We start from the raw sequence: 25,249 nt of genomic DNA on the forward strand, positions 1-25,249 counted from the left end.
TGCGACATCGACAGACCTGGTAAACAAGTGGAAGCATCAAGTGGCATACTACAACGCTTATGGTCCAACAGAGAATTCAATTGTCACGTCGATTTGGCCGGTGTCTGAGGACGCGAATGCGGAGGGACGGATTTCTATTGGACGTCCCGTCCCGAATCACCGCGTCTATATCGTGGATGCACAAGGACATCTGGCACCAGTGGGTGTAGCTGGAGAACTGTGTGTATCAGGCGTAGGACTGGCACGTGGATATCTGCATCGCCCCGAACTGACGGATGAGACATTTATACCGAATCCGTTTACGGACGGAGAAGCCGGATATGAACGGATGTACCGGACAGGGGACTTGGCGAGATGGATGCCGGACGGGAACATCGAGCACCTGGGACGGATCGATCATCAAGTGAAAATCCGGGGCTACCGGATTGAACTGGGTGAGGTGGAGGCGAACCTATTAAAAATAGAACATGTGCAAGAAGCTATCCTGCTAGCCCGAGAAGACGGGCAGGGACAAAACCAACTGGTAGCCTACTATGTGGCAGAACAAGAAATGAATGCAGCTGAACTGCGCAGCCTACTGGGCGAAAAGCTGCCTCACTATATGGTACCTTCATACTTTGTGCAGCTGGAGTCCATGCCGTTAACACCGAACGGTAAAATAGACCGCAAAGAACTGCCATTGCCGGAATTAGCGAATAGCCCGGATGCAGGCTACGTAGCTCCAAGAAATGAAATGGAGCAGCAATTGGCGAATCTCTGGCAGACGGTGCTTGGTAGAGAAAAGGTAAGTATCGACGAGAACTTCTTTGAACTTGGAGGTCATTCTTTAAAGGCGATTCAGCTCGTCACCAAAGCACAGGAATCAGGTATTCCATTGGGCATACACCAAGTGTTGCAACATCAAACCATTCGAAGCTTGTCCGATCTGTTATCCCTTAATAAAGTTGCCACCAAGCCAGACACTTCATTGCTTACAGATTTAACGGAAGCTGAACAATGGATTAGCGAAACCTTTGGAGTACAGGCTATGCTTCAATTCGTAGCTAATGATGAGCACGACTATTTATTTTTACAGGTGCATCCGTTCCGACCAGATCAGATGAGTGAAATGACCGTGGGAATTTCGTCTCATATTCATTCTGAACTGCACCCTCACTATATCGTTCCTATGGGTGAGGAAGACGCCAGCCTATGGGTCAGCACAGAGTATACAGAGCTGGAGCAGACAGACGAGGAACAGGCAAACAGCCGTCAGCGTCCGTTGGAGTCTGAGGAATGGATTATAAAAATCGATAAAATGGGTGCTCGCTGGAATAAGTATCTACTCAGCTCAAAGGTTATCCATCGTTTCCCGCTGGCCCCTGCTCAGCATTATCATTTGATGCACCCGGCTTCCTCGGGTACCGTGATCCGGCTGGATCATTACGTGGATGTGGAGCGCCTGACTACAGCAGTTCGACAGTTGATTCAACGTCATGAATTACTGAGAAGTGTGCTTGTATGTTCGGATGGAATATGGGAATGGGAAGTACGGCCAACTCCAGAGCATATTTCATTGCCTTGTGTGGATCTTTCAGTCTATCCTGTGCAGGAACAACAACAGCTTCTTCCATCCATCATGTCGAATCTGTATTTTGAACCATATGAGCAGACCCAATCTTTACAGTACCGGATTACGCTGGTTCGCTTGAATCTGCGGGAACACTTGCTGCTGCTGCCATGTTCACACATTATTTTTGATGCTACGAGCAGTGTAGTTCTGCATAATCAGCTTCTTGAGGAATACGATCATATCCAGCAGAGTCAGACCGTTAAAACATTCCATTATCACGATTATGTCGATTTTATCCGCCAAGGTCCTCAAGGAATCAGTGATCAAGACATTGTGGAGCAATTTAAGCTCCAAGCGTTTGACAATAACAATAGCCGAATCCATGCAAGAACGCGTGAGTGTAACTATGCACAATCTACCTCATTGATTTGGGAACTGAAGCTGCATGATATTCCAAAACAGGACGTGGCTGCAAGCCTGTCGGATATTTCGTTGCAAATTGGATTTCAGTTCTTTAGCCGTTACTTTGAACAGTCTGAAGTTCCGTTATGGTTAACGCAGTATGGACGACAGTATGGGGTTAGGAACTACTTTGGGTCACTGGGAGAATATATTGACCATATTCCTGTTTTGCTCCAGAAGGAAGAGGAGATATCCTACGAAAACAATATTCAGAAACCCTTGGATGTTGCTGTGAATCATCATTTGAATTTCTTCAATTTGATCTTTAACGAAGATATGAAATCAGCTTACCCCCAATCAAGCAGCATTCTGAAAAAGAATTTTGAACAATTACCTATTGTGTTCAACTACTTGGGTGAAATGAAGGAAGACTCGAAGTTGCTCGGTACTTTGAATAGGCCGAAAAAAGAGACTAATGGAGGCAAAGCCATTTTCTTCGAGTCTGCGTATACAGCAAGTGTTCTAAAAATTTCTCTGTCCCTTCCGTATGAGGAAGACTGCGAGGGAATTTATCAAATCTTCCAAGCTGCAGCTGAAAAGGTTCTGTCGAATCTGACCATACCGCAGTAAGGAACTGAAGATATACTTTTTATCTGAGAATTTTGCAAATGCCGGATTTATAAAAATCTTATCCTTCCCCTCTCTCGTGAAAGTAACCAAAATAACGATGCTTTCAGGTTCTTGACGACCGAGAGAGGGGATTTTTTATTTCTGAATTAAAATTGCTCCTGAGATGTATGCAAATTGTGTTGTCATATCTTTGTGGGGAGGAAGGGGTTTGGTATGAATCGCACAGCTTTGGTTTTTCCGGGACAAGGGTCTCAGTATGTAGGGATGGGAGCGGCATGGCATAGCGGTTTTACAGAAGCAGATCGCTTGTTCGAAGAGGCTGCTGATATTTTGGGGTATGATCTGAAAGCTTTATGCATGGCAGGTCCAATTACCCAGCTATCCAGAACATTTTATACTCAGCCTGCACTTCTTACGATCAGCGTCATTGCTTTCCGGCGTTATATGCACGAAATCGGGATTATCCCTGAAGTTTCAGCAGGTCATAGCCTGGGTGAATATTCAGCTCTGGTAAGTAGCGGTGTTCTACCCTTTGGCGACGCTTTACGGCTGGTTCAAGAGCGGGGACGCTTCATGGAAGAAGCCGTAGTGGCCGGACTGGGCAGCATGATTGCCGTTCGCGGAGCTGAGCCAGGCGCCGTGGAAGACTCCTGTCGTTTGCACTCCACAGTAGATCAGCCTGCTGCCATTGCCTGTTACAATTCACCTAACCAGTACGTCGTTTCAGGTCATCGCACCTCTGTCGTTGTAGTAGCTGGCGAGTTAGAACAGCGGGGAGCCCAAATTACCCGCTTGCAGGTCAGCGGTCCTTTTCATAGTCCGCTTATGCAGCATGCTGCGGATAGGCTGACCGCAGAGCTGCAAAAATACACTCTAAATGAGGCGAAGTGGCCCGTGATCTCTAATGTGACCGCTCAGCCATACCCCGATGTTGACAGCATCCGTCAAGGATTGATTTTGCAAATGACTCACCCAGTTCGATGGATTCAAACCATGCAATATATGGCGAATCATGGCGTGAAACAAGGCATCGAGTTAGGTCCACGAACGGTGCTAAAAAATTTGACGAAGGAAATAAACACTTCCATTGAATTGCTGTCCCTCGACAGAGACTTGGATCGCGTTGAACTGGAACGCCGTTTCTCAATCCGTGATTGGGTTGCTCGTTCCCTTTCACTGGCGGTGTCTACCCCCAATGCCAATTGGAATGAAGATGAGTATCGAAAGGGTGTTATTTTACCTGTTCGAAGACTGGAAGAATTACTGCGAAACTCAGAATCAGGCAGCAGTCCGCCTCCTGCTTCTGAGCAAAGACAGGAAATACTGGGGTGTATTTGCCTGGTGTTGCAAACCAAACAGGTCTCCGAAGGAGAGCAGAAAGTAATGCTAGAGCAATTAAGGAGGAATCAGGATGGAGCAGTTTCAAACTTTAATTGAAATCATTCAAGACCGCGCAAACCGGGATGAACACGGGATCACCTTTATTTCCGGTGATAAACAAGAGGAATATGTCTCCTACAGTAAACTTCTGGAGCAATCCTTACAGGTACTGCATGAATTACAGGAAAAAGGAATACAACCTGGTGATGAGCTGATCATGCAGATTGACGACAATCATACCTTTGTGAATGTATTTTGGGGTTGCCTACTCGGTGGAATCGTTCCTGTTCCTGTAAGCATAGGGAATAATGATGAGCATAAAATGAAATTGTTTAAAATCTGGAATACACTTTCCCATCCTTATTTGATTGCAGATGACAAGGTATTGGAGCAATTGGAAAAATACTCGTACCAGCATGAACTGCTGGATTCCTTTGAGCCTGTTAAAAAAGCGGCTTTTTCAAGCCATACATTCAATTATTCCCGTCAGAGTATGGGTGTAGTTCATGTATCCAAACCGGAGGATTTAGCTTTTATCCAATTTTCCTCAGGTTCTACAGGTGATCCCAAAGGAGTGATGCTGACGCATGAAAATTTGGTTTACAATATTCGGGATATCGCAAATCAAACGGGCATGAGCTCCAAGGATGCTTATTTGGGCTGGATGCCCCTTACGCATGACCTGGGATTAATCGCATTTCATTTAACCTGTGTGATCGCTAACGCCCAGCAACTGATTATGCCGACGGCACTTTTTATCAGACGTCCGTCTTTATGGCTAAAAAAAGTATCGGAGCATAAGGTGACTCAAATATGCTCTCCCAATTTCGGATATAAATTTTTTCTCGACCAGTATAAACCTGAAACAGCATCTAACTGGGATTTATCAAGTGTTCGTATGATCTTGAATGGAGCGGAGCCAGTATCTGTGGAGCTTTGTCATGTGTTTATGGATGCAATGAGTGTTCACGGTTTAAAGAAAAATGTGATGTTCCCTGTCTACGGTTTGGCAGAGGCCAGCGTAGGTGTTTCCACTCCACCTCTGGACAAGGATACCTTTTTACCTATCCATTTGAATCGGCAGCAGTTACACGTAGGTGAACCCATCGAAGAAGTGGACAAGTCTGACAAGCGGTGCCTTACTTTTGTTGATTTGGGATATCCAATGGCCAGTACCTCTGTCCGCATTTGCGATGATCAAAATCAGGTGCTTGAAGATGGGGTGATTGGACACACACAGATCCGCGGCAAAAATGTGACATCCGGATACTATAACAATCCAGAGGCAACCGCGAAGGTCAAAACAGAGGATGGCTGGCTTATCACCGGCGATTTAGGGTTTATGCGGAACGGTCGCCTGACTATTACTGGTAGAGCCAAGGATATCATTTTCGTGAACGGACAGAATGTCTACCCGCATGACATCGAGAGGATTGCCGAGGAACTGGATGGCGTGGATCTCGGGAAAGTAGCTGTGTGCGGTGTACATGATGCGCAGACCAGGCAGGATCGTATTGTTGCCTTTGTGATGCATACGAAAAAGATAGAGCATTTTGTACCGCTTGTCCAAAAGCTGAAAAGCCATCTGAATTACCGGGGAGGTTGGCACATTCAGGATGTGGTTCCGATCCGGCGTATCCCTAAAACAACTAGCGGGAAAGTTCAGCGCTTCAAATTAGCCCAGAGTTATGAGCAGGGCGAATTTAATGAGATACTGACAACTCTGGCCGAGGCCACTCAAACCGTGCAAGCAGCTGAGCGTAAAGTCTTGCCTCAAGGGGAGATAGAACAAAAGCTGATTGGAATCTGCCGGGATATTTTAAATGTAAGGTCGATCGGGACGGACGACAGCTACTTTGATATCGGAGTGACTTCCTTGCAGCTCGTTCAAATTGTGGACCAGTTGGAGGATCAATTGGGGATTCATATTGAAGTGACGGACTTCTTTTCCTATCCGACCATCGCCAAGCTTGCTGCGTATATTTCCAGTCAGGGCATGAGCAGCGACGCGACTGCAACAGCACAGCCTGAGGCCAAGGAGGAAGCAAATGTCAGGGATATCGCCATCATCGGCATGTCAGGCAAGTTTCCTCAAGCGGAAACATTGGAGCAGTTTTGGGCGAATGTGGCATCAGGCGCTGACAATATCGGCCCGTACAGCGACGAAAGAAGAAAAGATGCCGAAGATTTCATTTCGCGTCTGAATACGGAAGGACGGAATATGCAATTCGCAGAAGGCGGCTATCTGGATGAAGTAGACAAGTTCGATTACTCCTTCTTTAAGCTGACTCCACGGGAAGCCTCACTCATGGACCCGAATCAACGGTTATTTCTACAAACAGCCTGGAGCACGATTGAGGATGCGGGGTATGGGGGTAAGCAACTGGCAGGCCAAAAGGTCGGCGTGTATGTCGGCTTCTCCAAAACCAGCTTCGAATATGAGCGTTTGTTGTCTGAGGTGGAACCGGGCGCGCTGCCGAACTTTGCCATTGGTAATTTATCATCCATTATTTCCAGCAGGATTGCATATTTGCTCGATCTAAAAGGTCCGGCGCTAACAATTGATACAGCATGCTCTTCATCACTTGTGGCAGTGCATTTGGCCTGCAAGTCCATCCTTAGCGGAGACTGCGACATGGCCTTGGCAGGTGGAGTGAAGACGATTTTACTGCCGCTGAAAGCGGGCATTGGCATGGAATCCTCCGATGATCGAGCACGCGCCTTCGACGACCAGTCGGACGGAACGGGCTGGGGTGAAGGAGTTGGAGCCGTTTTATTGAAGCCGCTGCGCAAAGCGGAACAAGACGGTGACAACATTTTAGCCGTGATCAAGGGAAGTGCCATCAATCAGGACGGCAGCACGATTGGTATTTCCGCGCCGAATGCGCTGGCTCAGGCAGAAGTGATTTCGCAGGCGTGGCGTGATGCACGGATTGATCCTGAAACGATAAGTTATATCGAAGCACATGGTACCGGAACCGAACTGGGTGATCCGGTCGAGATTGACGGCATTACCAAGGCTTTCCGAAAGCATACACAGCGTAAGCAATTTGTGGCAATCAGCACAGTCAAAACGAATATCGGTCATTTATACGAAGCCGCCGGAATTGCGGGCTTGATCAAATCCGTACTGTCCTTGAAACATCAACAGATTGCGCCGCTCGTTCATTTTCGCGCACCAAACCAGAAAATCCATTTTGAAGAATCCCCGGTATACGCTAATACGAAGCTGAGGGAATGGAAGACGGATGGTTTCCCGAGAAGAAGTGGACTGAGCTCCTTTGGATTCAGTGGGACAAACTGTCATGTGGTGCTGGAGGAATATATAGCGAAGACGGAATCAGACCAAACTTCAACGGACAGTAACAATAGATCATCACCGCTGCTGCTGACCTTGTCAGCGCGGAGTGAATCCGCTTTGCGAGAGCTGGTCGGGCGATATGCAGAACGGTTCAGACGCGGAGGAGAACTCGTGATACAGGATGTATGCTTTACGGCTAACACAGGCAGAGGGCATCTAAATCACCGGATTGCTGTGACTGCCGCAGGAGGGGATTCGCTGAAAGCGAAGTTGTTTCAGTTACACGAACAAGCCAGAGTCGTCGAAGGCGTATACACTGGGGAAGCTGATAGCACAGGTAGTGCAGAGATAGTCAGTGGAAGCTTGGACACGTTGCAATCATTGGAGCAGTTGGCAGCCAAGTATGTGCAAGGAGCGCAGATCAATTGGAATGCCCTCTATGCAGGTAAGCACTATAAAAAGGTTTCGCTGCCCACGTATCCATTCGAACGTAAAAGATGCTGGATTAACGTGCCTGAACAGGTTCGAACGGAACAGAAGGCCACAGTTCAATCTGTGCAAAATCGTCCAGAAACATCCCTGAATCAGGTTGATCATGCAGCTTTCCCATTAACCCAACCGTCTCATGAATCAACCGTTCCGGCTGGCGCTTCCGTCTATGCTATGGATACGGCTGGGCAAATACGGACTCAAAGCGTCCCGAACGCTACAGCTTCTGCGGTTGTAGAGCGAATTTTGGAGCAACAGTTGCGTCTGATGTCACAGCAGCTCGATGTTCTCCGGGGTCAGTCATCTCCATCCGTAAAGGCCGTTTCCAAGCATATAGGAAATCACTGAAGCAGAGCTACATCGGTTTGCCAGGGAAATCATCCCTGTGCTGCGGCGAGAGATTCCCAGTACGATTTGACAGCAGGGGCCGAACCTACGAGTATGGATATATTATTCCTGTTGGGGCTTCCTCCATTTCTACTATTTTCAACTATAACTGATAACGAATCATTACCCTCTCTCATGAAAGTATCCGAAGTAGCAGTGTTTTCGGGTCGATAGCGACTGAGAGAGGTTTTTTTTAGTTTTAGACAAATTGACAGAGATAAATAAAAAGAGTAACGTAATTGTATATTTATTGAAATCATATAAAATTAATCGGATTAATTAAAATGTGAGATGTAGGAATCTGATGGATATAAGGAGGAATTTTTTTGAGCAACTCGCAATCTAGCACGACTAAGCGCTGTATAACAGCTGAGGATTTATATCGACTTCACTGGGTTAGCGATCCAGCTATTCATCCTCTCAGCGGTGAAATCGCTTACGTAGAGCAGCATATTAATAAAGAGCGGACAGATTATAACTCAGGAATTTGGCTATTATCTTCCGAAGGCGCTAGTGCATTACCCTTTACATACGGACCAAAAGATGAAACGCCTGTCTGGTCACCAAACGGATCACAACTAGCTTTTCTTCGTACAACAGACGGCAAGCGCCAGGTATGGATTATTCCAGAACGCGGGGGGGAGGCACGACAGCTTACACACGTAGAGAACAACGTTCGTTCATTAGCCTGGTCTCCTGATGGGGCGTGCATATCGTTTGTAGCTAAAACGGCCGAGAACCCGTCAAGCCCTACATCCGATGGAGGAAGTCAGGAGGCACAACTTAAGGGACGAGTCGTTAATCGAACGAAAGCTAAATCCGACGGATATGGACTGTGGGATGATACTCGTGATCACTTGTATGTTACGGATGTGACTTCGGGGCACACAGTTCAGCTGACGTCCGGCGCTTATGATGTGGCGGAGCCTGTGTGGTCACCAGATGGTCAACGTATTTTATTCGTCGCTAGAATAGCAGAGCATTCGAAAGAGGATACGGATTTACGTGAGCAAAATGATTTATTTACGATAGCTCCTGCGACTTCAAATGGTGATGGAGTAGCACCGCTTAAGCTGACCCATTCTGAACTGCACATCGAGAGTGCTGCTTATTCTCCTGACGGTTCAACAATTGCCTTTTACGGTCATGATCGACATGCCAAAGGCGCTACTCAGACTCGACTGTATGCGGTTCCCTCCAGTGGCGGGACGGTAGTATGTGTTAGTGAGACGCTTGACGCTCACCTTGGCAATGCCGGTATGAGCGACATGCGTTCACATCTTCATGTAGGACCACCACGCTTCAGTGCGGACGGTCAATCCCTGTATACGCTGGTTACCCTTGAAGGAAATGTACACGTATATCAGTTTGCGCTTGATGGAACTTTTAAAATTTTAACGCAAGGAGAACGGGAAATTTACCAATTCGAGCTTACTTCGGATGAGCGGCATATCATTGCCGCTTCCACCGATGTTTCTTTACCAGGCGATTTGTTCCGGATTGCGATCCATTCAGGAACTGAGGAACGGCTGACACGAGTGAATGACTCACTGCTTGATGAGATTGAGATTAGTGTGCCTGAGAGCTTCTGGACTGAAGTTGAGGATGGACGACGGGTGCAGGGATGGGTGATGAAGCCTGCTGGGTTTAAGGAGGGGGTATCCTATCCTGCTATTTTGGAGATTCACGGCGGTCCTCATGCCATGTATTCCAATTCTTTTTTTCATGAATTTCAGTTGCTGGCCGCTCAGGGGTATACAGTCATCTACACGAATCCGGGAGGAAGCCGAGGGTACGGACAGTCTTTTACCAATGTTGTCCTTGGAGATTACGGCGGACGCGATTACACTGATCTGCTGAGCGCAGTGGACGAGGCTATACGTCAGTTTCCATTCATTCATCCGGAAAGGCTGGGTGTAACAGGGGGCAGCTATGGTGGCTTTATGACAAACTGGATTGTCGGCCATACCGATCGTTTCCGCGCAGCTGTAACCCAACGTTCCATATCCAACTGGCTGTCCATGTATGGGGTGAGTGACATAGGGTACTCGTTTACTGAAGATGAAGTCGGCGGGAATCCGTGGGAGGATTGCGAGCTCTTGTGGAGGCAATCTCCCCTGGCTTATGTGCAACAAATCAACACACCGCTGCTCATATTACACGGGGAGCAGGATCTGCGATGTCCCATAGAGCAGGGAGAGCAGCTGTTTACAGCATTACGTCGCTTGGGGAAACCTACGCAATTTGTCCGTTTTCCAGCTTCAAGTCACGAACTTTCACGAAAAGGGCACCCGCAGCTTCGCGTGGAACGACTGCAACGCATTACCAATTGGTTTGCTCAACACGAATTATAAGTTAAATCGATTTCTTATATTGATGTAAAAATGTCAGGTCCTAATCATAGAACTTGGCATTTTTAGTATGCCTTGCTACAATTCTCTCAACCTCATTCAAAAGGAGATATATAATGGCCGAGCCCTTAAAAAATATGTACACGGAGAAATTTCTTCAACAATTCGGTGAAAAAGTAAAGTCTGCTTACAGGCCGTTCGATACCATCGGATTCATCCATCAAGTGATGGATGAAAAATGGGATGAGCTGGAGCTAAAAGAACGAATACGGCGTATTTCGTTAACATTAGGGGCATTTTTGCCCAGTAAATATGAAGAAGCTCTGGATATTCTTTTTGCTATAGATGAGCATTGCAGTGGTTTTCCATACTTGTTTTTCCCCGATTTTGTGGAGGTGTATGGGCAGGGAGGAGAACATTGGGACCTGTCCATGAAGGCACTGGAGCGATTCACATCAAAATCCTCTGCGGAGTTCGCTGTGAGACCCTTCCTTCTGCGTGAACCAGAACGGATGATGCGACAGATGACGACCTGGGCAGGACATCAAAGTGAGCACGTTCGCCGTCTTGCCAGCGAAGGCTGCCGTCCACGGCTACCCTGGGGACAGGCGTTGCCTGTGTTTAAGCGCGATCCTGCTCCAGTATTGGCTGTATTGGAATTACTGAAAGCCGATCCATCACTATATGTACGTAAAAGTGTAGCCAACAACTTGAACGATATTGCCAAGGATCATCCTGATGTGGTCATTGCTACGGCTCAACGGTGGAAAGGGACACATCCTGACACCGATTGGATTGTGCGTCATGGCTGCCGGACCCTGATTCGCAAATCTATCCCTGAAGTGATGGCAATGTTCGGCTATGCGGATGTAACAGACGGGGCGCCGTTGGTCACGGGAGCCTCTTTCATCACAGACCCTGCCGTGCTAAGGCTTGGTGATAGCTGTGAGTTGAGCTACGCGCTTCAGCTTCGTGAAGGTGACCCGGTACGAGTCCGCATCGAGTACGGCATCGACTTTGTGAAGGCGAGAGGACAAGTCTCACGTAAACTGTTTTTGCTATCTGACAAAACGGTCCCCGGAGGAACCCATCTTACAGGTACACGGACACACCGTTTTGCAGACCTGACAACTCGTCGCCATTATGCGGGAACGCATCGGATTGCGCTGCTCGTAAATGGTCAGGAAGCGGCTTTTACAGCGGTAGAACTCCAGTTGTAGATCACGATAGCGGTGAAGAAAAAGAGCCTGAAATTAGGCTCTTTCTTTTGTTGTTGGCTTTACAAAATTTATTTTTTTCCAAAAAAATGATTCTGGTATTAGAACCTGGTACTAAGACGTGCTATACTACAGTAAGAAAGTGGATCTCATCTTATGTATAAAGGGGAAGGTATAATTTGACAGATCAACAACAATGGCTTGCGCCTGAATATTACAATATGACTTCGGAAATGGAACACCATGATGCTGGTAAAACTGCACTCAAGTGGCTGAGTGAGACAGGAGAATACGAAGAAATCACCTACGGAGAGCTGTTGAAAAAGGCTAACCGGCTGGCTGGAGGACTCGCAAGTCTGGGATTTAACAAAGGTGACAGAGTTCTGGTCGTAGTACCAAGGCGTATTATTGCGTATGTAATTTATCTGGCCTGCTTGAAGCTGGGGCTTGCTGTCATTCCATCTTCAGAAATGCTGCGTGCCAAGGATATTGCATATCGCCTTCGCCATTCAGAAGCGCGCGCAGTCATTGCCTGGACCGGAGTAACAAGTGAAGTCGACAAAATAAATGATGATTTGCCTGCTTTGGATCATCGTATCGTGGTCTCCGGGGACGACACGGCAAATGCACCTGGCTGGCTCGTACTGAATGAGCTGATGGATGGACAAAAGGATACTTTTGAAGCTGTGAAGACGCATCGTGACGACATGGCCATTCTGGCCTATACTTCGGGCACCACGGGAAATCCTAAAGGTGTTGTACATAGCCATGGCTGGGGATATGCTCATCTGCGGATAACATCACCATGGTTGGATATTCAAGCTTCAGATATAGTATGGGCTACTGCTGCGCCGGGATGGCAAAAGTGGATTTGGAGTCCGTTTTTATCCGTACTGGGAAATGGAGCGACCGGATTCGTATATAATGGTCCGTTTCGTCCAGGTCGGTATTTGCAGTTTATGCAGCAGTATGGAATCCAAGTGTTGTGCTGTACGCCGACAGAATATCGGATTATGGCGAAAACGGATGGTTTAGATCAATATGATCTATCCCAATTGCGCAGCGCAGTTTCAGCGGGAGAGCCTCTCAATCAGGAGGTCATTAACAAGTTTCAGGAGCAGTTCAACATTACGATTCGTGACGGCTACGGTCAAACAGAGAGCACATTAATTATTGGTAATTTAAAGGATGCACCTCTGCGAACAGGCTCGATGGGCAAATCCATTGCACCGGGACTCGTTGAGGTCGTAGACGAGGATGGCATTCCGCTGGCTCCGGGGCAAGTGGGCGATATTGCGGTACGTGCCGATCTGCCGGCATTATTCCATACGTATTACCATGATCCAGAACGCAAATTAGCTAGTGTCCACGGAGATTATTTTGTTACGGGAGACCGGGCTCGCAAAGACGAGGATGGATATTTCTGGTTCGAAGGACGTGGTGATGATATCATTATTAGTTCTGGCTATACTATTGGTCCTTTTGAAGTAGAGGAAGCGCTTATGAAGCATGACTCCGTGCAGGAATGTGCTGCGGTAGCCAGCCCTGACGAAATCCGTGGACATGTTGTTAAAGCTTTTGTCGTACTCAAAGCAGGGGTAGAAGGATCACCGGCGTTAGTGAAGGAACTGCAACATCATGTGAAAACGTGGACGGCGCCTTATAAATATCCACGAAAAATAGAGTTTATTCAAGAACTCCCTAAAACCAGCTCGGGTAAAATACGAAGAGTGGAGCTGCGTGAACTGGAGAAGCAATCTGTACTGTAGTGATGAAATCATTCAATATAACCAAAACGGAACAGGAGCGTGGAAAAATGAGTACATTTGAATCATTGTTGGAGCAATACGCAGAACTGGTCGTAAGAGTAGGGGTTAACATTCAGCCTGGACAGGCGTTGTTGGTAACTGCACCACTGGAAACTGTTGAGTTTACACGTCTGATTGTTAGCAAAGCCTATGAAGCAGGCGCTAAATATGTACAGGTAGAGTTTGAGGATGATTCCATTACACGTAGTCGTTTTGAACATGGTGACGAAGCCACCTTCGATTACTATCCTGCTTGGAAGGCGGAAATGATGGAGAAATTTGCCGAAGAAGGTGGAGCCACACTAACGATTAAAGTGCCGAACCCGGATTTATATCAAGGCATTGATCCACAAAAGGTTTCTCGTGCGACCAAGGCGGCTGCTACGGCGAGAGAAGGCTATGCTCACTATACTCGAAATGCTAAGATTAGCTGGTGCCTGATTAAAGCACCTACGAAGGCATGGGCCGATAAAGTATTTGCCGATGTGACAGAAGAGGACCGCATTCGTGTCATGTGGGATACGATCTTCGAAATGAACCGTGTAGACGGCTCCGATCCAGTTCAAAATTGGCAGGGACATTTAAACAATCTCGAACAGCTACAAAACAAGCTGAATCATAAAAACTATAAAAGCCTCCACTATCGTGCACCAGGAACAGATTTGAAAATTGAATTGGCCGAAAGACACATTTGGCGCGGCGGGGGTGGTGAAAACGCTCAAGGAATTTATACCGTGGCAAATATGCCGACAGAAGAAGTGTTCACGATGCCTAAGCGTACAGGTGTCAATGGTCATGTCACAAGTACCATGCCACTTAATTTGAATGGGCAACTGGTGGATCGCATAACGTTTACCTTTAAGGACGGTAAAGTCACTGAATATACAGCAGAATCCGGCGAGCAGCATCTGACTCATTTACTCGCTACGGATGAAGGGGCCAGCTATTTGGGAGAAGTTGCACTGGTACCGCACGATTCCCCGATTTCCAATCTCAATCGCATTTTTTACAATACTGGTATCGACGAAAATGCCTCCTGCCACTTGGCCCTAGGCAGTGCGTATCCATTTAATATGGAAAATGGGACACAAATGAACCGGGAGGAGCTGCTCCAGAACGGTGCCAATGTCAGCCTGACTCATGTTGACTTCATGATCGGCTCAGCTGAGCTGGATATTGACGGCGAACTGCAAGACGGAAGTAAAGAAGCCGTGTTCCGCAAAGGAAATTGGGCTATTTAGGCCCTTTTTCAATCTCCATTCAATCGACCCGCAAACGATCTCATTCGTTATGCGGGTTTTTCTATTCCCTAAATCTCAAATCGCTCCTTGTTTTGTGAAATATAAAGTGCTAAACTGAGTTCAAACAATAATTTAAACAGTGTTTTAATTATTGTTTGAAAATTTACTTATATAAAGTTGTCCATTTCATTCATCCGTTATGATTGGACGAAATAGGAGGAGGAAAAACATGAATCACCCTGACAAAAAACAACAAACCAAAGAAAAAATCTTAGACGCTACGTTGGAATTTATTCAAAAGGAAGGTTTTGAGGCGGTTACAATCAGGAAAATTGCTGACCTGTCTGCTACTAATATTTCATTAGTTAATTATTATTTTGGCTCCAAGGAAAATCTGCTCAGTGAAGCTATTGAAGTGATATTAAATGGCTTTCATCACACCTTTTCTATTTTGGATAATACAGCGATGCCGGCCCAAGATAGACTGAAACAATTTTTACATGACTATTTACAGGTCATTCGTCAATATCCAGAGCTTCTTTCGCGAATTATTGCCATGGGCAGCACGCCCTTTACATCTCAACAGGAATACGGAAGGTTTTTAAACATAATGGGATTTCCAAAGGTTCAGAACACGATCAAGGAGTTGACAGGCGAGCAACAGCCGGAGCGCTTGTTAGCGATGATGCTGCAAATATTCGGAGCTATTTTTCTGCCTGCACTGATGAGTCCGATTCTTGAATCAGGGGCAGTTGTGGAAATACCTTCAATAGAGGAACAATTAAATCTGCTGTTTGAAAGATATTTTGATCAAAAATAAACCAGAGGGGTGACTAATATGAATTTCTTGAGAAAATATTGGCAAGATGCAGGGGCTATTATCGGTGTGGTTGTATGTATTGTTTTACTTATGAATCAAGCTATCCTTTCGGATATAACAGGCATGTTATGGTTGAGTTTTGTAGCTATATTGTTTCATCAATTTGAGGAGTACCGCTGGCCTGGATATTTTGCTGGTTTATTTAACAACGTTATGTTTAAAAGTGAAGCACCAGATCATTACCCCTTAAACACTCAATCAGCGATGATTATCAATGTGGCAATTGCCTATGTGTTTTATCTGCTCCCCGTATGGTTTCCGCAAGTAATCTGGCTTGGACTTGCACCAATTTTTATGGGTTTTTTTCAGGTCGTATGGCACGGTATCGTCGTCAATATAAAAGCAAAAACCTTATATAATCCTGGCTTGTTTACGGCACTTCTCCTGCATGTTCCAGTTGGAATCTGGTATATTCATGAAATAGTAAAACAAGACATCCCAACGGCGTTAGACTGGATTGCGGGTACGATCTACTTTGTTTTTGCTGTATACATCTTCATCATTAAAGGGAATATATGGTTGAAGAAGAGCGACTCTCCTTACTCCTTTTCTAAACAACAGCTGGGAGCTTATGGTCGTAAATAGGGGATGTTAGAAATCATCAATGTCCTTGTTTACAAGTTGGAAACAAGTAGAGGTATTCCGGAAACGAGGTTCGGTTACACTTGGTTTGTACCCAAGAACAAGGAAAGAGTGATCTTATAATGAAGCATTCACATCAATCTCATGATCGTAAAAAGTTGGCTTACAAGCTAATCACCACTAGTGCTTTATTGGCTATAGGTTTTGCTGTGATGACAGGATGCAGCAATAGCGGGGAGGCAAAATCAACTGCTCCTACTAAAGCAGAAACAGTCACACCACCTGCTAGTTCTACAGATCAAAACACGGATCTCAATACTAATGGGCAAGGCTCAACCTCTACCCATCAAGAACCTGCCAGTAGTACAGCTTCATCTCATAGTAAACACGGCTCCGCAGCTGCTATATTCAGCGCAGCCAAGCAGGGGACCTTACCGAATTTGCCTAAAGGTCTTGGCTTGGGAACTAGTAGCGATTTGTTATTTGAGCTGTGGGGGAAATCCGATTCAGGTTCTACAGGTCCTATGAGAAGCTACGCTAAGTATCATACAGACATCGTGCTGGATGGAAGCGATAAAGTTACAGAAATTACATCTTCCGATCCAGACTATAAGAAGTTGCTTATCAAAAAAGTTGTTGACGAATTGGGCAAACCTACGGAAACCGTTGACACTTCTAGAGACATACCTGACACAGCAGAAGCTAATTATACGATCAATAACACATCAGGACTTAGTTATTATTTAGTATTTTCCTATCAAACCAAAACGCAAAAGGTCAATTATATCCGATTATATTTTAACACTAAAACACCATAATTGGATGTATATAACAGAGTCGTTTCCGTCAGGATCACGGAGGCGACTTTGTTCAACCCCATTGCATTATTAAGTTATGTCGTTTATACTAATTTGTAATTGATTAATCACTAATCAGAAAACTGTGATAAACAAAAGGATGAGAAAAACATGGCTAAAGCTACGTCTACATCTATAAATCGCCAAAAGGAAATCATATCTGCTGCCATTGAAGTGTTTGCGGAGATGGGCTACTACCGAGCTACGACAGCCAAAGTTGCGGAACGGGCTAATATTTCTCAACCCTATGTCTTTCGTTTTTTCGCTACCAAGGAAGCGTTGCTTGTTGAAGCCCTGAAGGTTTCGTTTGCACGTATTATAGATTCTTTTCACAGGATCATTCATTCGGCCTCATCTGAGCAGCTCGAGCAAGAGCTAATTGCAGCCTATTCGCAAATTATGACGGAATATCGCAATGAAACGCTTTTACAAATGCAGGCGCAGACGATCCGCGAGGATGTGGTTGTAAGCGTGATGCAGCAAGGGTTCCGTGAAATTCATACGACGGTCTATGATGCTTTCCGACGGGCAGGTATTAAACAAGCAATGGAAAGAACGATGCTTTTTCTCGCCAGAGGTATGCTGTGTAATATTTCGATGTCGCTGGATTTGCCAGAACTGATGAAAAAAGACGATTAATTTTGTTTATGCACTAGAGTCGCGTTTTTGCGCGGCTTTTTTTGTTTCTACTTTTATTTTGCTCAAGACATGATTTCGTTTGCTTCTGGGCAAAGTGCCCAAATAAGTTGACAAGAGAAGCGAGCCTCGTTATCCTAATACCTATAGGGGTATATGTATAAGGAGATTTAACTAAGCTAAGCCCCCACAAAAAACAGGCGGAGGTTATACAATGTCATCAACTAACAATATCCAAGCAGATCATATTCTTGATTGCAAAGGGCTAGCTTGTCCTATGCCTATTGTAAAAACAAAAAAGGCTATGAATGAGCTCGTTCCCGGAAAGATTATTGAGGTTCAGGCGACCGACAAAGGTTCATTAGCCGATTTTCAGAGCTGGGCCAAAAACACCGGACATCAATATTTAGGCACTCTCCAAGAAGGAGATGTAATGCGACATTATTTACGCAAAGCAAATCCGGCTGAAGTGAAGAAGGAGCAAATATTTTCTTCTACGATAAGCCATGAAGAGCTACAAGGAAAATGTTCTGTAAAAGAGAACTTCATTTTGCTCGATGTTCGTGAACCCGCTGAATTTGCGCTTAAACATATTCTTGGATCTAAGCACATCCCTCTTGGCGAACTGGAGAACAGACTTTCTGAACTGAACTTGGAAGAAGAGATCGCAGTGATTTGCCAAGCAGGAGCACGCAGTGAACTGGCTTGTCAGTTATTAGTTTCCAAAGGCGCTAAAAAAGTAAAATCTGTGCTTTCGGGCATATCCAAATGGGCTGGAGAGACTAAGGGAAGCGAATCCATATGAGTACACCCAAAACAACGATTGTATTATTCAGCGGGGAGCTGGATAAGGCGATTGCTGCATTCATTATTGCAAATGGGGCGGCGGGATATGATCATGAAGTAACTATTTTCTTTACATTTTGGGGGCTAAATACGCTGCGTAAGGATGAAATCGTGCGCACTAATAAAGGAATACTCGAAAAAGCCTTTAGCTGGATCATGCCTCGTGGACCCAAAAAGCTTGCACTATCCAAAATGAATTTTGCCGGACTCGGTCCACAGATGATCAAGCATGTCATGAAAAAGCACAATGCGCTTTCCTTGCCGCAGCTTATAGAGTTGGCACGAGAGCAGGGGATCAAGCTCGTCGCCTGTACCATGACCATGGATTTGTTAGGACTGCAACAAGAAGAGCTAATCGACGGTTTGGAATATGCTGGAGTAGCCGCCTACTTGGGGGATGCTTCGCAGGGGAAGGTAAATCTATTTATTTAGGGTATCCTATTTATTTTTTTGGTTTATAATATACCTATACATGTATGTGGTAAGTCAAAAAAGGAGTGCATTACTTATGGATTACAATTACAGTGATGAACTGAAAACGCGCCTGAGGAGGATTGAAGGGCAGGTGCGTGGGGTACTTCGTTTGATGGATGAAGGAAAATCGTGCAAAGACGTCGTTAGCCAGTTATCTGCCGTACGCAATGCATCAGACAAAGCGATTGCCCAAATTGTAGCAGAGAATCTGCAACGATGTATATTGGAAGAGCAAGAGGCTGGAGGAGACACGGATAAGCTGGTTAAAGAAGCGATTCAGCTGCTTGTGAAAAGTAGATAATCTTGTAAATATCTGAAAGACTAAGATTATATACTAGCCGTAATTCAAAGGTTCGCTGCCTCTAGTTGGTAGCGGGCCTTTTTAATCGGGCAATTTTAGGAATAATCCCTCTGTTTATGCTGAGGTAGACAGGTGTAAATAACACATAAGGAAAACAACTTCTTCCGGGAGGCCTATTTATGGAGGTATTTGTTACGATTGGTGTCAAATTGATCATCAGCTTTTTTGGCTTGTGGATCATTACTTTTATTACAGGTCGGAAAACACTCAGTCAGTTAACTCCACTCGATTTCCTAACATCATTAGTGTTAAGCGAAATTGTGGGAAATACGTTATATGACGATAAGGTGACCATTGGGCAGCTTTTGTTGGCTTTGGCACTATGGTGCGTGCTGGCCTACTGTTTTGAAAAGGCGACGACCCGTTTTGTGAAATTTGGCTATATGGCAGAAGGTCGTACAGTGCTGCTCGTAGATAAGGGCCAGGTCAATCAAGAAATGCTTGAAAAATATGATATAGAATTTACACAGCTGCTTTCCATGCTACGCCAGCAAAATATTTTTTCTCTTCGTGAGGTCTGGTATGCCACATTAGAGACGAACGGCTCATTGTCGGTTATGCGCAAACCTGAATACGAGCCACCCGCCGCTCAGGATATGGGAATAGATGCACAGCCTGACCTTTTTTCTGTAACAGTCATTGATAAAGGAAAGCTCCTGAACGAATCTATGCGTGGGAAGTCAATCGATATTGAAGAGATTAAAGCAAAAGTGCGAGAGCAGGGATATGATAGTATCGATGAGATTGCCTATGCAGAGTTTAGCGAGGATGGAACACTTCACATCGTGCCGATGAAAGAGAAAAAGCATCATAAAATTTGAATGATAGGCTACTATAGTTCTGCGCTTCTTACCGTGTATGGTGTAGCTACTGAGATAGAGGCAGAACTTTGGGGTATTGAACTACCATCTTCTCATGAAGAGGACTGTTTATTTGTCTTTTTTCTTCTTTTAATAACAATAACTGTAAACAGAAACTAAGTACAATCTGAAAAATTGGAAACCAGGAATTAAGTACAAATTTCCGACCGATAACCATGTGATGAGTATAGGTAGGAGGCAAAAATGAAAGCCCGTAAATAAGTGTTGCAAGGGGAAGAACCCATTTTTTAAATCCGACTCCGGTTATTTTTTCAAGTCCTATCACGGCGCCATTAAAAAATAAAGACATTTTGATGACCAAGCCAAGAAAGAGAAGCAAGGTGAAAAGGGCATCCATTCGTTCGAACACATCCGCCAATTCAATCAACTGAACGGATTCCAACAGAGGAAGTGTGCTTTCTGCGGCGATCTTAGGACCGAGAACCAAAATATCCAATTGATTAATAAATGTCAGAGCTAGTGCGGTAACTATATAGGCAAAGAAAACGGGTTTTGTGAGATTCCGGCCTTTATGTGCAAGCGGATAAAATACAAGAAATAATACGGTCTGTCCGAATGGAAAGGAGATAAGCTCAGGAATAGCGGCTTTAAAAATGGGTTTCCATCCTTCCTCTAGAACAGGAAGGGAATTTTCCAAGTGAAAGAGACCGGTTGCCGGAATTAATATACTAATTATAGCGTATCCAAGTATAAAAAAAGGGAAAAGGAATAAGCAAAATAAAAACAATGTTTTGTAGCCGTAACGAACTGTATTGGATACAATTATGATTGTGATCAAGATGATGATCCACAAGGGGGTTTGGCGTAGCAAAATCATTACTGTCACCTCGCCTAAATCGCGTAAGTTCCGAGAAGCTTCATACATAAAATACATCACAAAAAGCAGGTTGATGATTGTACCCATATATTTCCCTATGTAACGGCGACACAACATGAACAAATCTAATTCGGGGTCCTGATGGTGGATAGCAAGATGGAGCTTTAGCAGAAGTAGTCCTGCTAAAGCGCCGACCAACATGACTAACCAAGCATCTTGCTTTGCTTCAGCCCCCATTAAAAACAACGTTGTACTTCCAACTTTAAATAAAGACATACAAATGATCAGCTCGGATATTCGTATTGTATTTTGACGCATTGCTTCAATTCACCTCTCCCTATTTGTATTATTTCAACAGTTCGTTAGAAGATTTTTCAAATAATCCTGGGCGTGCAAGCTTCATTTTTATATTTATTTGTATATCCATGTTTGCTAACTCCCTAGGCCAGGTCTCCTTTATTTTTTCCAGTCTTTTGGGTACTTGCGATGAATTTTATTTCCAATACCAATGAGGTCGATATTCTTTTGCTGTAATGCTCTCCATCCTTCCTTGATTTGCAACTTGATCGTTTCTGCTGCTTGCTCCTGCAATTGATCTATGCTTTGCATATTTTTCATTTCTCTTTGCGAAGAGGCTGACAAAAGATCCCCGGTAGCTTTAACGTCTACTTTTAGGGAATAATGATTTAAATCCTTTATCGGCGTAATCTTAACCTTGGCTTTCCGGATGAGGAACGCGGCCGTAGCATTCCTATCGACATAGCTTATAGTAGTATTTTTAATATGGTTGTTTAACCATGAAACCCCTATACTTTCCTTTTCATTTAGGAAGCCGACTCTCTTGTCTTTCTGAAAAATGCTTAGGCCTGATAACTTAAGTTTACCTTTGGCGGATGTCTCCTTGAAAACATCAACAGAATCTAGTTTCTCCGGCTCGGAACCCTCAAGGGATATTTCTGGAACTCCGGCTGTACCACTATCGGAACTAATTTTCGAAATCAATTCATGCATGGTTACTGTAGGATAAATCGATCCAAATTGTCTATTTTTTCCTGATATCCTTTCCAAAGCTTGACCTGGAAGTTTTTCCGGTGGTACAAGCTTTTTTTAAAAAATCACGAGCCTCTCCGTTGGCAATGAACACTTTTACAGTTTCTCGTGAATCAAGGTTGCGAAGGTAATTATCAATCACTTCTTCAATGCCTTGTTCTGCTGCTTTTTTCCAATGACAATTATATTATTTTGAGCAAAATACAGTTTACGTGGGTATTCCAGGCTACTCTTTGTAACGGCCTCTCTCAATGTTTTTCCATGTGCAGTGAAGGTATGTACAGCGCTTTGAGATGCCCCCGTGGAAGAACCACCTGAGCCAGTGGTCATGGCTGATGGAATGATGATTTGGTAAGTATTGATCCAGTCGCCCTTATGTCCATCAATGCCAGTTGCTGTTGTGATGCCTAATTCGTTCAATTCTGTATAGTCTACGCACCCTGTAAGTAATAACCCTGCAATAAACAGAACATAACCAACTCTTAATTGCCGCACCATTGATCTCTCCTATTTTTGGGTATCAGACTTGTCATTATTTTTGATTTCATCTGAACTGGCAGGGTATTGATGGGTTGCCTGTCTGGTCTTGTTGGAACCTGATTTTTCACTAGGTCTGGTTTTCATAGCCCACCATGGAACTCTAATGACTAGGTCCTTCATATTAGATTTATAGAAGGGGCGCTGTAGGGCATGAAATACTGAACTCCGAATGATTTGAGTGATACAAGATGAACTAAAAGGGGGATAAGCCCTATCAGAATACCGAAAGGAGTTCCTTCCCGTTGAGCCATCAGCGTAATTAACAGCGTGGTAGGGATCATTTCCTGCTGAAAAGTCGTCAGGGCTATAAATAGAGGAGGAAGCAACAAAGAGACTAGGAAAGACAGCATACGAATTGCCCTTACAAACGAAGAAATGTCATATCTCTGGTAGTAATCTTCGGCCGTCTGAAAAAAATTGAAGAAGGTTACAGGTGCGATCAAAGCAAATGGCGTCCCATCAAAATAGCTTGATATATCTGATTTTGCGAATTGATGATTTGAATATTTCCTGACGGAATAGTTCTTTTTAATAATGAAGCAGCAATATTTCCTTCAAGCTTAAAATCTGCGGACACCATCTCTGTAATCAAGCCCTCCATTAAATCGGAAAGCAAGTTTTGGTCAATCAGTCCTTCAATATAACAAACGGCAAATTGGCCGGCATGGGTAGGACTTTCGGGAAAATCTGGAATAATAAAGTCAGAACTTTGCCCAAGTTTTAATTTGAGCAAAGATAGAGTATGTGCTAATGATGGATTTATAGGTTCTGAAGAGGCTTGCTGTTTGGATTTTTCGATATCCTGTGTGTACCTTTTTCCAGGTTTCAGAACATTTCTAATCCAACGTGTTAACACAAGTGAACCCCTCTTTTTTTGATAAAGCATATCTTTGCCCTGCAACCCAAAAATATACGCTATTTTTATGAATTGGATACTTAATGAAAGACATTTGGAAGCCTCATAATTCTCCGAGTTTCGTAAATCAACCAGCACAGGATGCAGAGAAGTTTGACTTATTGAATATTTGAGCCCGGATTGAGGAGACTACCACATATGGGTTTGAAATTTTTTCAGAAAGTGGTGATCAGTTTGAGTTTCTCGGATGATCAGCTTATCTGTCTCCGGTTTGAGGACGAACTAGGGTATTTTGCTAAGGCTGCTGCTCCTCCTATTTATGAGACTGCTCCATTTTTCTTTGATACCTACGAAGATTATGCTGAAGCGGCTAATAATGAAAAGGAGCATTATGTCTATTCGAGGGGAACCAATCCTACCGTTCAGATTGCAGAGCAAATGATTGCTGCGCTGGAAGGTGGGGCGGACTGCAAGTGCTTTGCTTCCGGAATGGCTGCTATCAGTGCTGCTCTAATGTGTAGCTTGTCCGCAGGGGACCATCTGATTTTGGTCGGACACATATATGAAACCTCCGTCAGCCTAGCCCAATATTTAAAGAGGTTCCATATAGACTATACAATCGTACATTCGACTTCTACGGAAGCAGTTGCTGATGCCATCAAACCGCAGACCCGTGCTATTCTTATGGAGTCTCCTACCTCATTCACATTCGATATGGTAAATATTCAGGAGGTAACTTCGCTTTCCAAAGCGAAGGGTATACGTACAATTATAGATAATTCATGGGCTACACCCCTTTTCCAAAAACCATTGGAATGGGGCGTAGATATCGTTGTTCACTCCGCGTCCAAGTACTTGGGGGGGCATAATGATTTAATTGCAGGGGCAGTGATCGCTTCTAAGGAGATAATAAACCGTATGTATGCTGAAGAGTATGAGTTGATTGGCGGCTCATTAGCCCCTTTTGAAGCCTGGCTGCTCATTCGGGGTCTAAGAACACTCCCGCTCCGTATGGAAGCCCATCAAAGGAATGCTCTGTTGGTTGCTCGTTTTCTATCAGATCATCCGGCCATTTCCAAAGTGAATCATCCCGGACTTCCTTCTCATCCACAACATGAGCTGGCATGTAGACAGCTCAAAGGGTATGCCGGATTATTCAGTTTTGAACTAAAGAATTCGACTTATGAGGATATATGTAGAGTGATCAATAAACTGCGACTGATCCGGATCGGTGTATCTTGGGGGTCCATGGAGAGCCAGGTGATCTCACCAAACTACGGCTTCAATAAGCAGAGTCTAAAAAAACAACACATGCCTGAATCGCTTATCCGCCTGGCTGTAGGGCATGAGCCAGCTGAACTTTTGATACAGGATTTAGCTACAGCTCTAAGTTAAGCGAACATTTCAGGATTTTATCTAAAAAAGCGAAAGCAGAAGCTCCTCTCAATACATAAAGAGCTTCTGCTTTTCTTATTTGTGATGTATATACCTGATCAACTTTGCACTTTAAGTAGGAGAAAAGAGTGTAAAAATATAAACTAGCAAACTGGGAAATATTACAACTTGCCTGATAGGTATACACGTGATAAATTATATATCCAGCCAGTTAAACGGCTGTTGATTTGATCTTTGAAAACTGAACAACGAGTGAGTAAAACGATTTTGTTCGCAAAATCAAACAAGAGATATTTTTATCTCGTCAGTTTCAAAA

General features: G+C 44.5%; 20 protein-coding genes and 1 pseudogene. 16 read left to right on the forward strand and 5 right to left on the reverse strand.

All coding sequences use genetic code 11. The annotated features are described in order from the left end of the window. The 15 genes from AC5ELV_RS25780 to AC5ELV_RS25850 all read left to right on the forward strand — a co-directional run. On the forward strand, positions 1-2,584 hold a 2,584-nt coding region (locus AC5ELV_RS25780; RefSeq protein ID WP_493432383.1), incomplete at its 5' end, for an AMP-binding protein. 213 nt (positions 2,585-2,797) lie between these two features. Then, entirely contained in the window at positions 2,798-4,021 is a 1,224-nt protein-coding gene (gene fabD / locus AC5ELV_RS25785) for an ACP S-malonyltransferase (protein WP_493432384.1), read from the forward strand. Beyond that, entirely contained in the window at positions 3,996-8,102 is a 4,107-nt protein-coding gene (locus AC5ELV_RS25790; protein ID WP_493432385.1) for a beta-ketoacyl synthase N-terminal-like domain-containing protein, read from the forward strand. The genes fabD and AC5ELV_RS25790 overlap by 26 nt, the downstream gene beginning before the upstream one ends. A gap of 365 nt (positions 8,103-8,467) precedes the next feature. Continuing rightward, entirely contained in the window at positions 8,468-10,495 is a 2,028-nt protein-coding gene (locus AC5ELV_RS25795) for a S9 family peptidase (protein WP_493432386.1), read from the forward strand. Between the two features lie 113 nt (positions 10,496-10,608). Next, positions 10,609-11,712: a DNA alkylation repair protein gene (locus AC5ELV_RS25800; protein WP_493432387.1), complete on the forward strand. Its 1,104-nt coding sequence runs from the start codon at positions 10,609-10,611 to the stop codon at positions 11,710-11,712. A 176-nt stretch (positions 11,713-11,888) separates the two neighbouring features. Then, a complete protein-coding gene (locus AC5ELV_RS25805) occupies positions 11,889-13,478 on the forward strand; it encodes an acetate--CoA ligase (protein ID WP_493432388.1) in 1,590 nt (529 codons plus the stop codon). A 47-nt stretch (positions 13,479-13,525) separates the two neighbouring features. Beyond that, positions 13,526-14,758 carry an aminopeptidase gene (locus AC5ELV_RS25810; RefSeq protein WP_493432389.1) on the forward strand — a complete coding sequence of 411 codons (1,233 nt, stop codon included), beginning with the start codon at positions 13,526-13,528 and terminating at the stop codon, positions 14,756-14,758. A 229-nt stretch (positions 14,759-14,987) separates the two neighbouring features. After that, complete coding sequence (locus AC5ELV_RS25815; protein WP_493432390.1) at positions 14,988-15,578, forward strand: TetR/AcrR family transcriptional regulator; 591 nt, start codon at positions 14,988-14,990, stop codon at positions 15,576-15,578. 18 nt (positions 15,579-15,596) lie between these two features. Next, entirely contained in the window at positions 15,597-16,223 is a 627-nt protein-coding gene (locus tag AC5ELV_RS25820) for an HXXEE domain-containing protein (protein WP_493432391.1), read from the forward strand. A gap of 119 nt (positions 16,224-16,342) precedes the next feature. Beyond that, on the forward strand, positions 16,343-17,038 hold the full coding sequence (locus AC5ELV_RS25825) for a DUF4309 domain-containing protein (RefSeq protein WP_493432392.1): 696 nt from the start codon (positions 16,343-16,345) through the stop codon (positions 17,036-17,038). Positions 17,039-17,188: 150 nt separating this feature from the next. Continuing rightward, the gene (locus AC5ELV_RS25830; protein WP_493432393.1) at positions 17,189-17,716 is read left to right on the forward strand and encodes a TetR/AcrR family transcriptional regulator; all 528 of its coding nucleotides are present in this window, start codon (positions 17,189-17,191) and stop codon (positions 17,714-17,716) included. 211 nt (positions 17,717-17,927) lie between these two features. Then, positions 17,928-18,518, forward strand: a complete 591-nt coding sequence (locus AC5ELV_RS25835; protein WP_493432394.1) for a sulfurtransferase TusA family protein — start codon at positions 17,928-17,930, stop codon at positions 18,516-18,518. Next, the gene (locus tag AC5ELV_RS25840) at positions 18,515-18,991 is read left to right on the forward strand and encodes a DsrE/DsrF/DrsH-like family protein (protein ID WP_493432395.1); all 477 of its coding nucleotides are present in this window, start codon (positions 18,515-18,517) and stop codon (positions 18,989-18,991) included. The genes AC5ELV_RS25835 and AC5ELV_RS25840 overlap by 4 nt, the downstream gene beginning before the upstream one ends. 76 nt (positions 18,992-19,067) lie before the next feature. Further along, positions 19,068-19,334, forward strand: a complete 267-nt coding sequence (locus AC5ELV_RS25845; RefSeq protein ID WP_013310304.1) for a metal-sensitive transcriptional regulator — start codon at positions 19,068-19,070, stop codon at positions 19,332-19,334. A gap of 179 nt (positions 19,335-19,513) precedes the next feature. Beyond that, the gene (locus AC5ELV_RS25850) at positions 19,514-20,215 is read left to right on the forward strand and encodes a YetF domain-containing protein (RefSeq protein ID WP_493432396.1); all 702 of its coding nucleotides are present in this window, start codon (positions 19,514-19,516) and stop codon (positions 20,213-20,215) included. A gap of 46 nt (positions 20,216-20,261) precedes the next feature. Here AC5ELV_RS25850 and AC5ELV_RS25855 read toward each other — a convergent pair whose 3' ends face one another. From AC5ELV_RS25855 to AC5ELV_RS25875, 5 genes and pseudogenes are all read right to left on the reverse strand, one after another. Then, positions 20,262-21,410 (reverse strand): GerAB/ArcD/ProY family transporter, encoded by a 1,149-nt coding sequence (locus AC5ELV_RS25855; RefSeq protein WP_493432397.1) that lies wholly within the window; start codon positions 21,408-21,410, stop codon positions 20,262-20,264. A gap of 138 nt (positions 21,411-21,548) precedes the next feature. Further along, positions 21,549-22,160 (reverse strand): Ger(x)C family spore germination C-terminal domain-containing protein, encoded by a 612-nt coding sequence (locus AC5ELV_RS25860; RefSeq protein WP_493432398.1) that lies wholly within the window; start codon positions 22,158-22,160, stop codon positions 21,549-21,551. After that, positions 22,135-22,640: pseudogene (locus AC5ELV_RS25865) on the reverse strand (Ger(x)C family spore germination protein). The gene AC5ELV_RS25860 and the pseudogene AC5ELV_RS25865 overlap by 26 nt, the downstream one beginning before the upstream one ends. A 158-nt stretch (positions 22,641-22,798) precedes the next feature. Then, positions 22,799-23,125: a spore germination protein gene (locus tag AC5ELV_RS25870; protein WP_493432399.1), complete on the reverse strand. Its 327-nt coding sequence runs from the start codon at positions 23,123-23,125 to the stop codon at positions 22,799-22,801. Beyond that, on the reverse strand, positions 23,122-23,538 hold the full coding sequence (locus AC5ELV_RS25875; protein ID WP_493432400.1) for a spore germination protein: 417 nt from the start codon (positions 23,536-23,538) through the stop codon (positions 23,122-23,124). The genes AC5ELV_RS25870 and AC5ELV_RS25875 overlap by 4 nt, the downstream gene beginning before the upstream one ends. 234 nt (positions 23,539-23,772) lie before the next feature. Between AC5ELV_RS25875 and AC5ELV_RS25880 the strand changes: the two genes are divergently transcribed. Beyond that, positions 23,773-24,933: a trans-sulfuration enzyme family protein gene (locus AC5ELV_RS25880; RefSeq protein WP_493432401.1), complete on the forward strand. Its 1,161-nt coding sequence runs from the start codon at positions 23,773-23,775 to the stop codon at positions 24,931-24,933. Positions 24,934-25,249 lie beyond the last annotated feature (316 nt).

This window comes from Paenibacillus sp. NMA1017 (assembly GCF_058895805.1).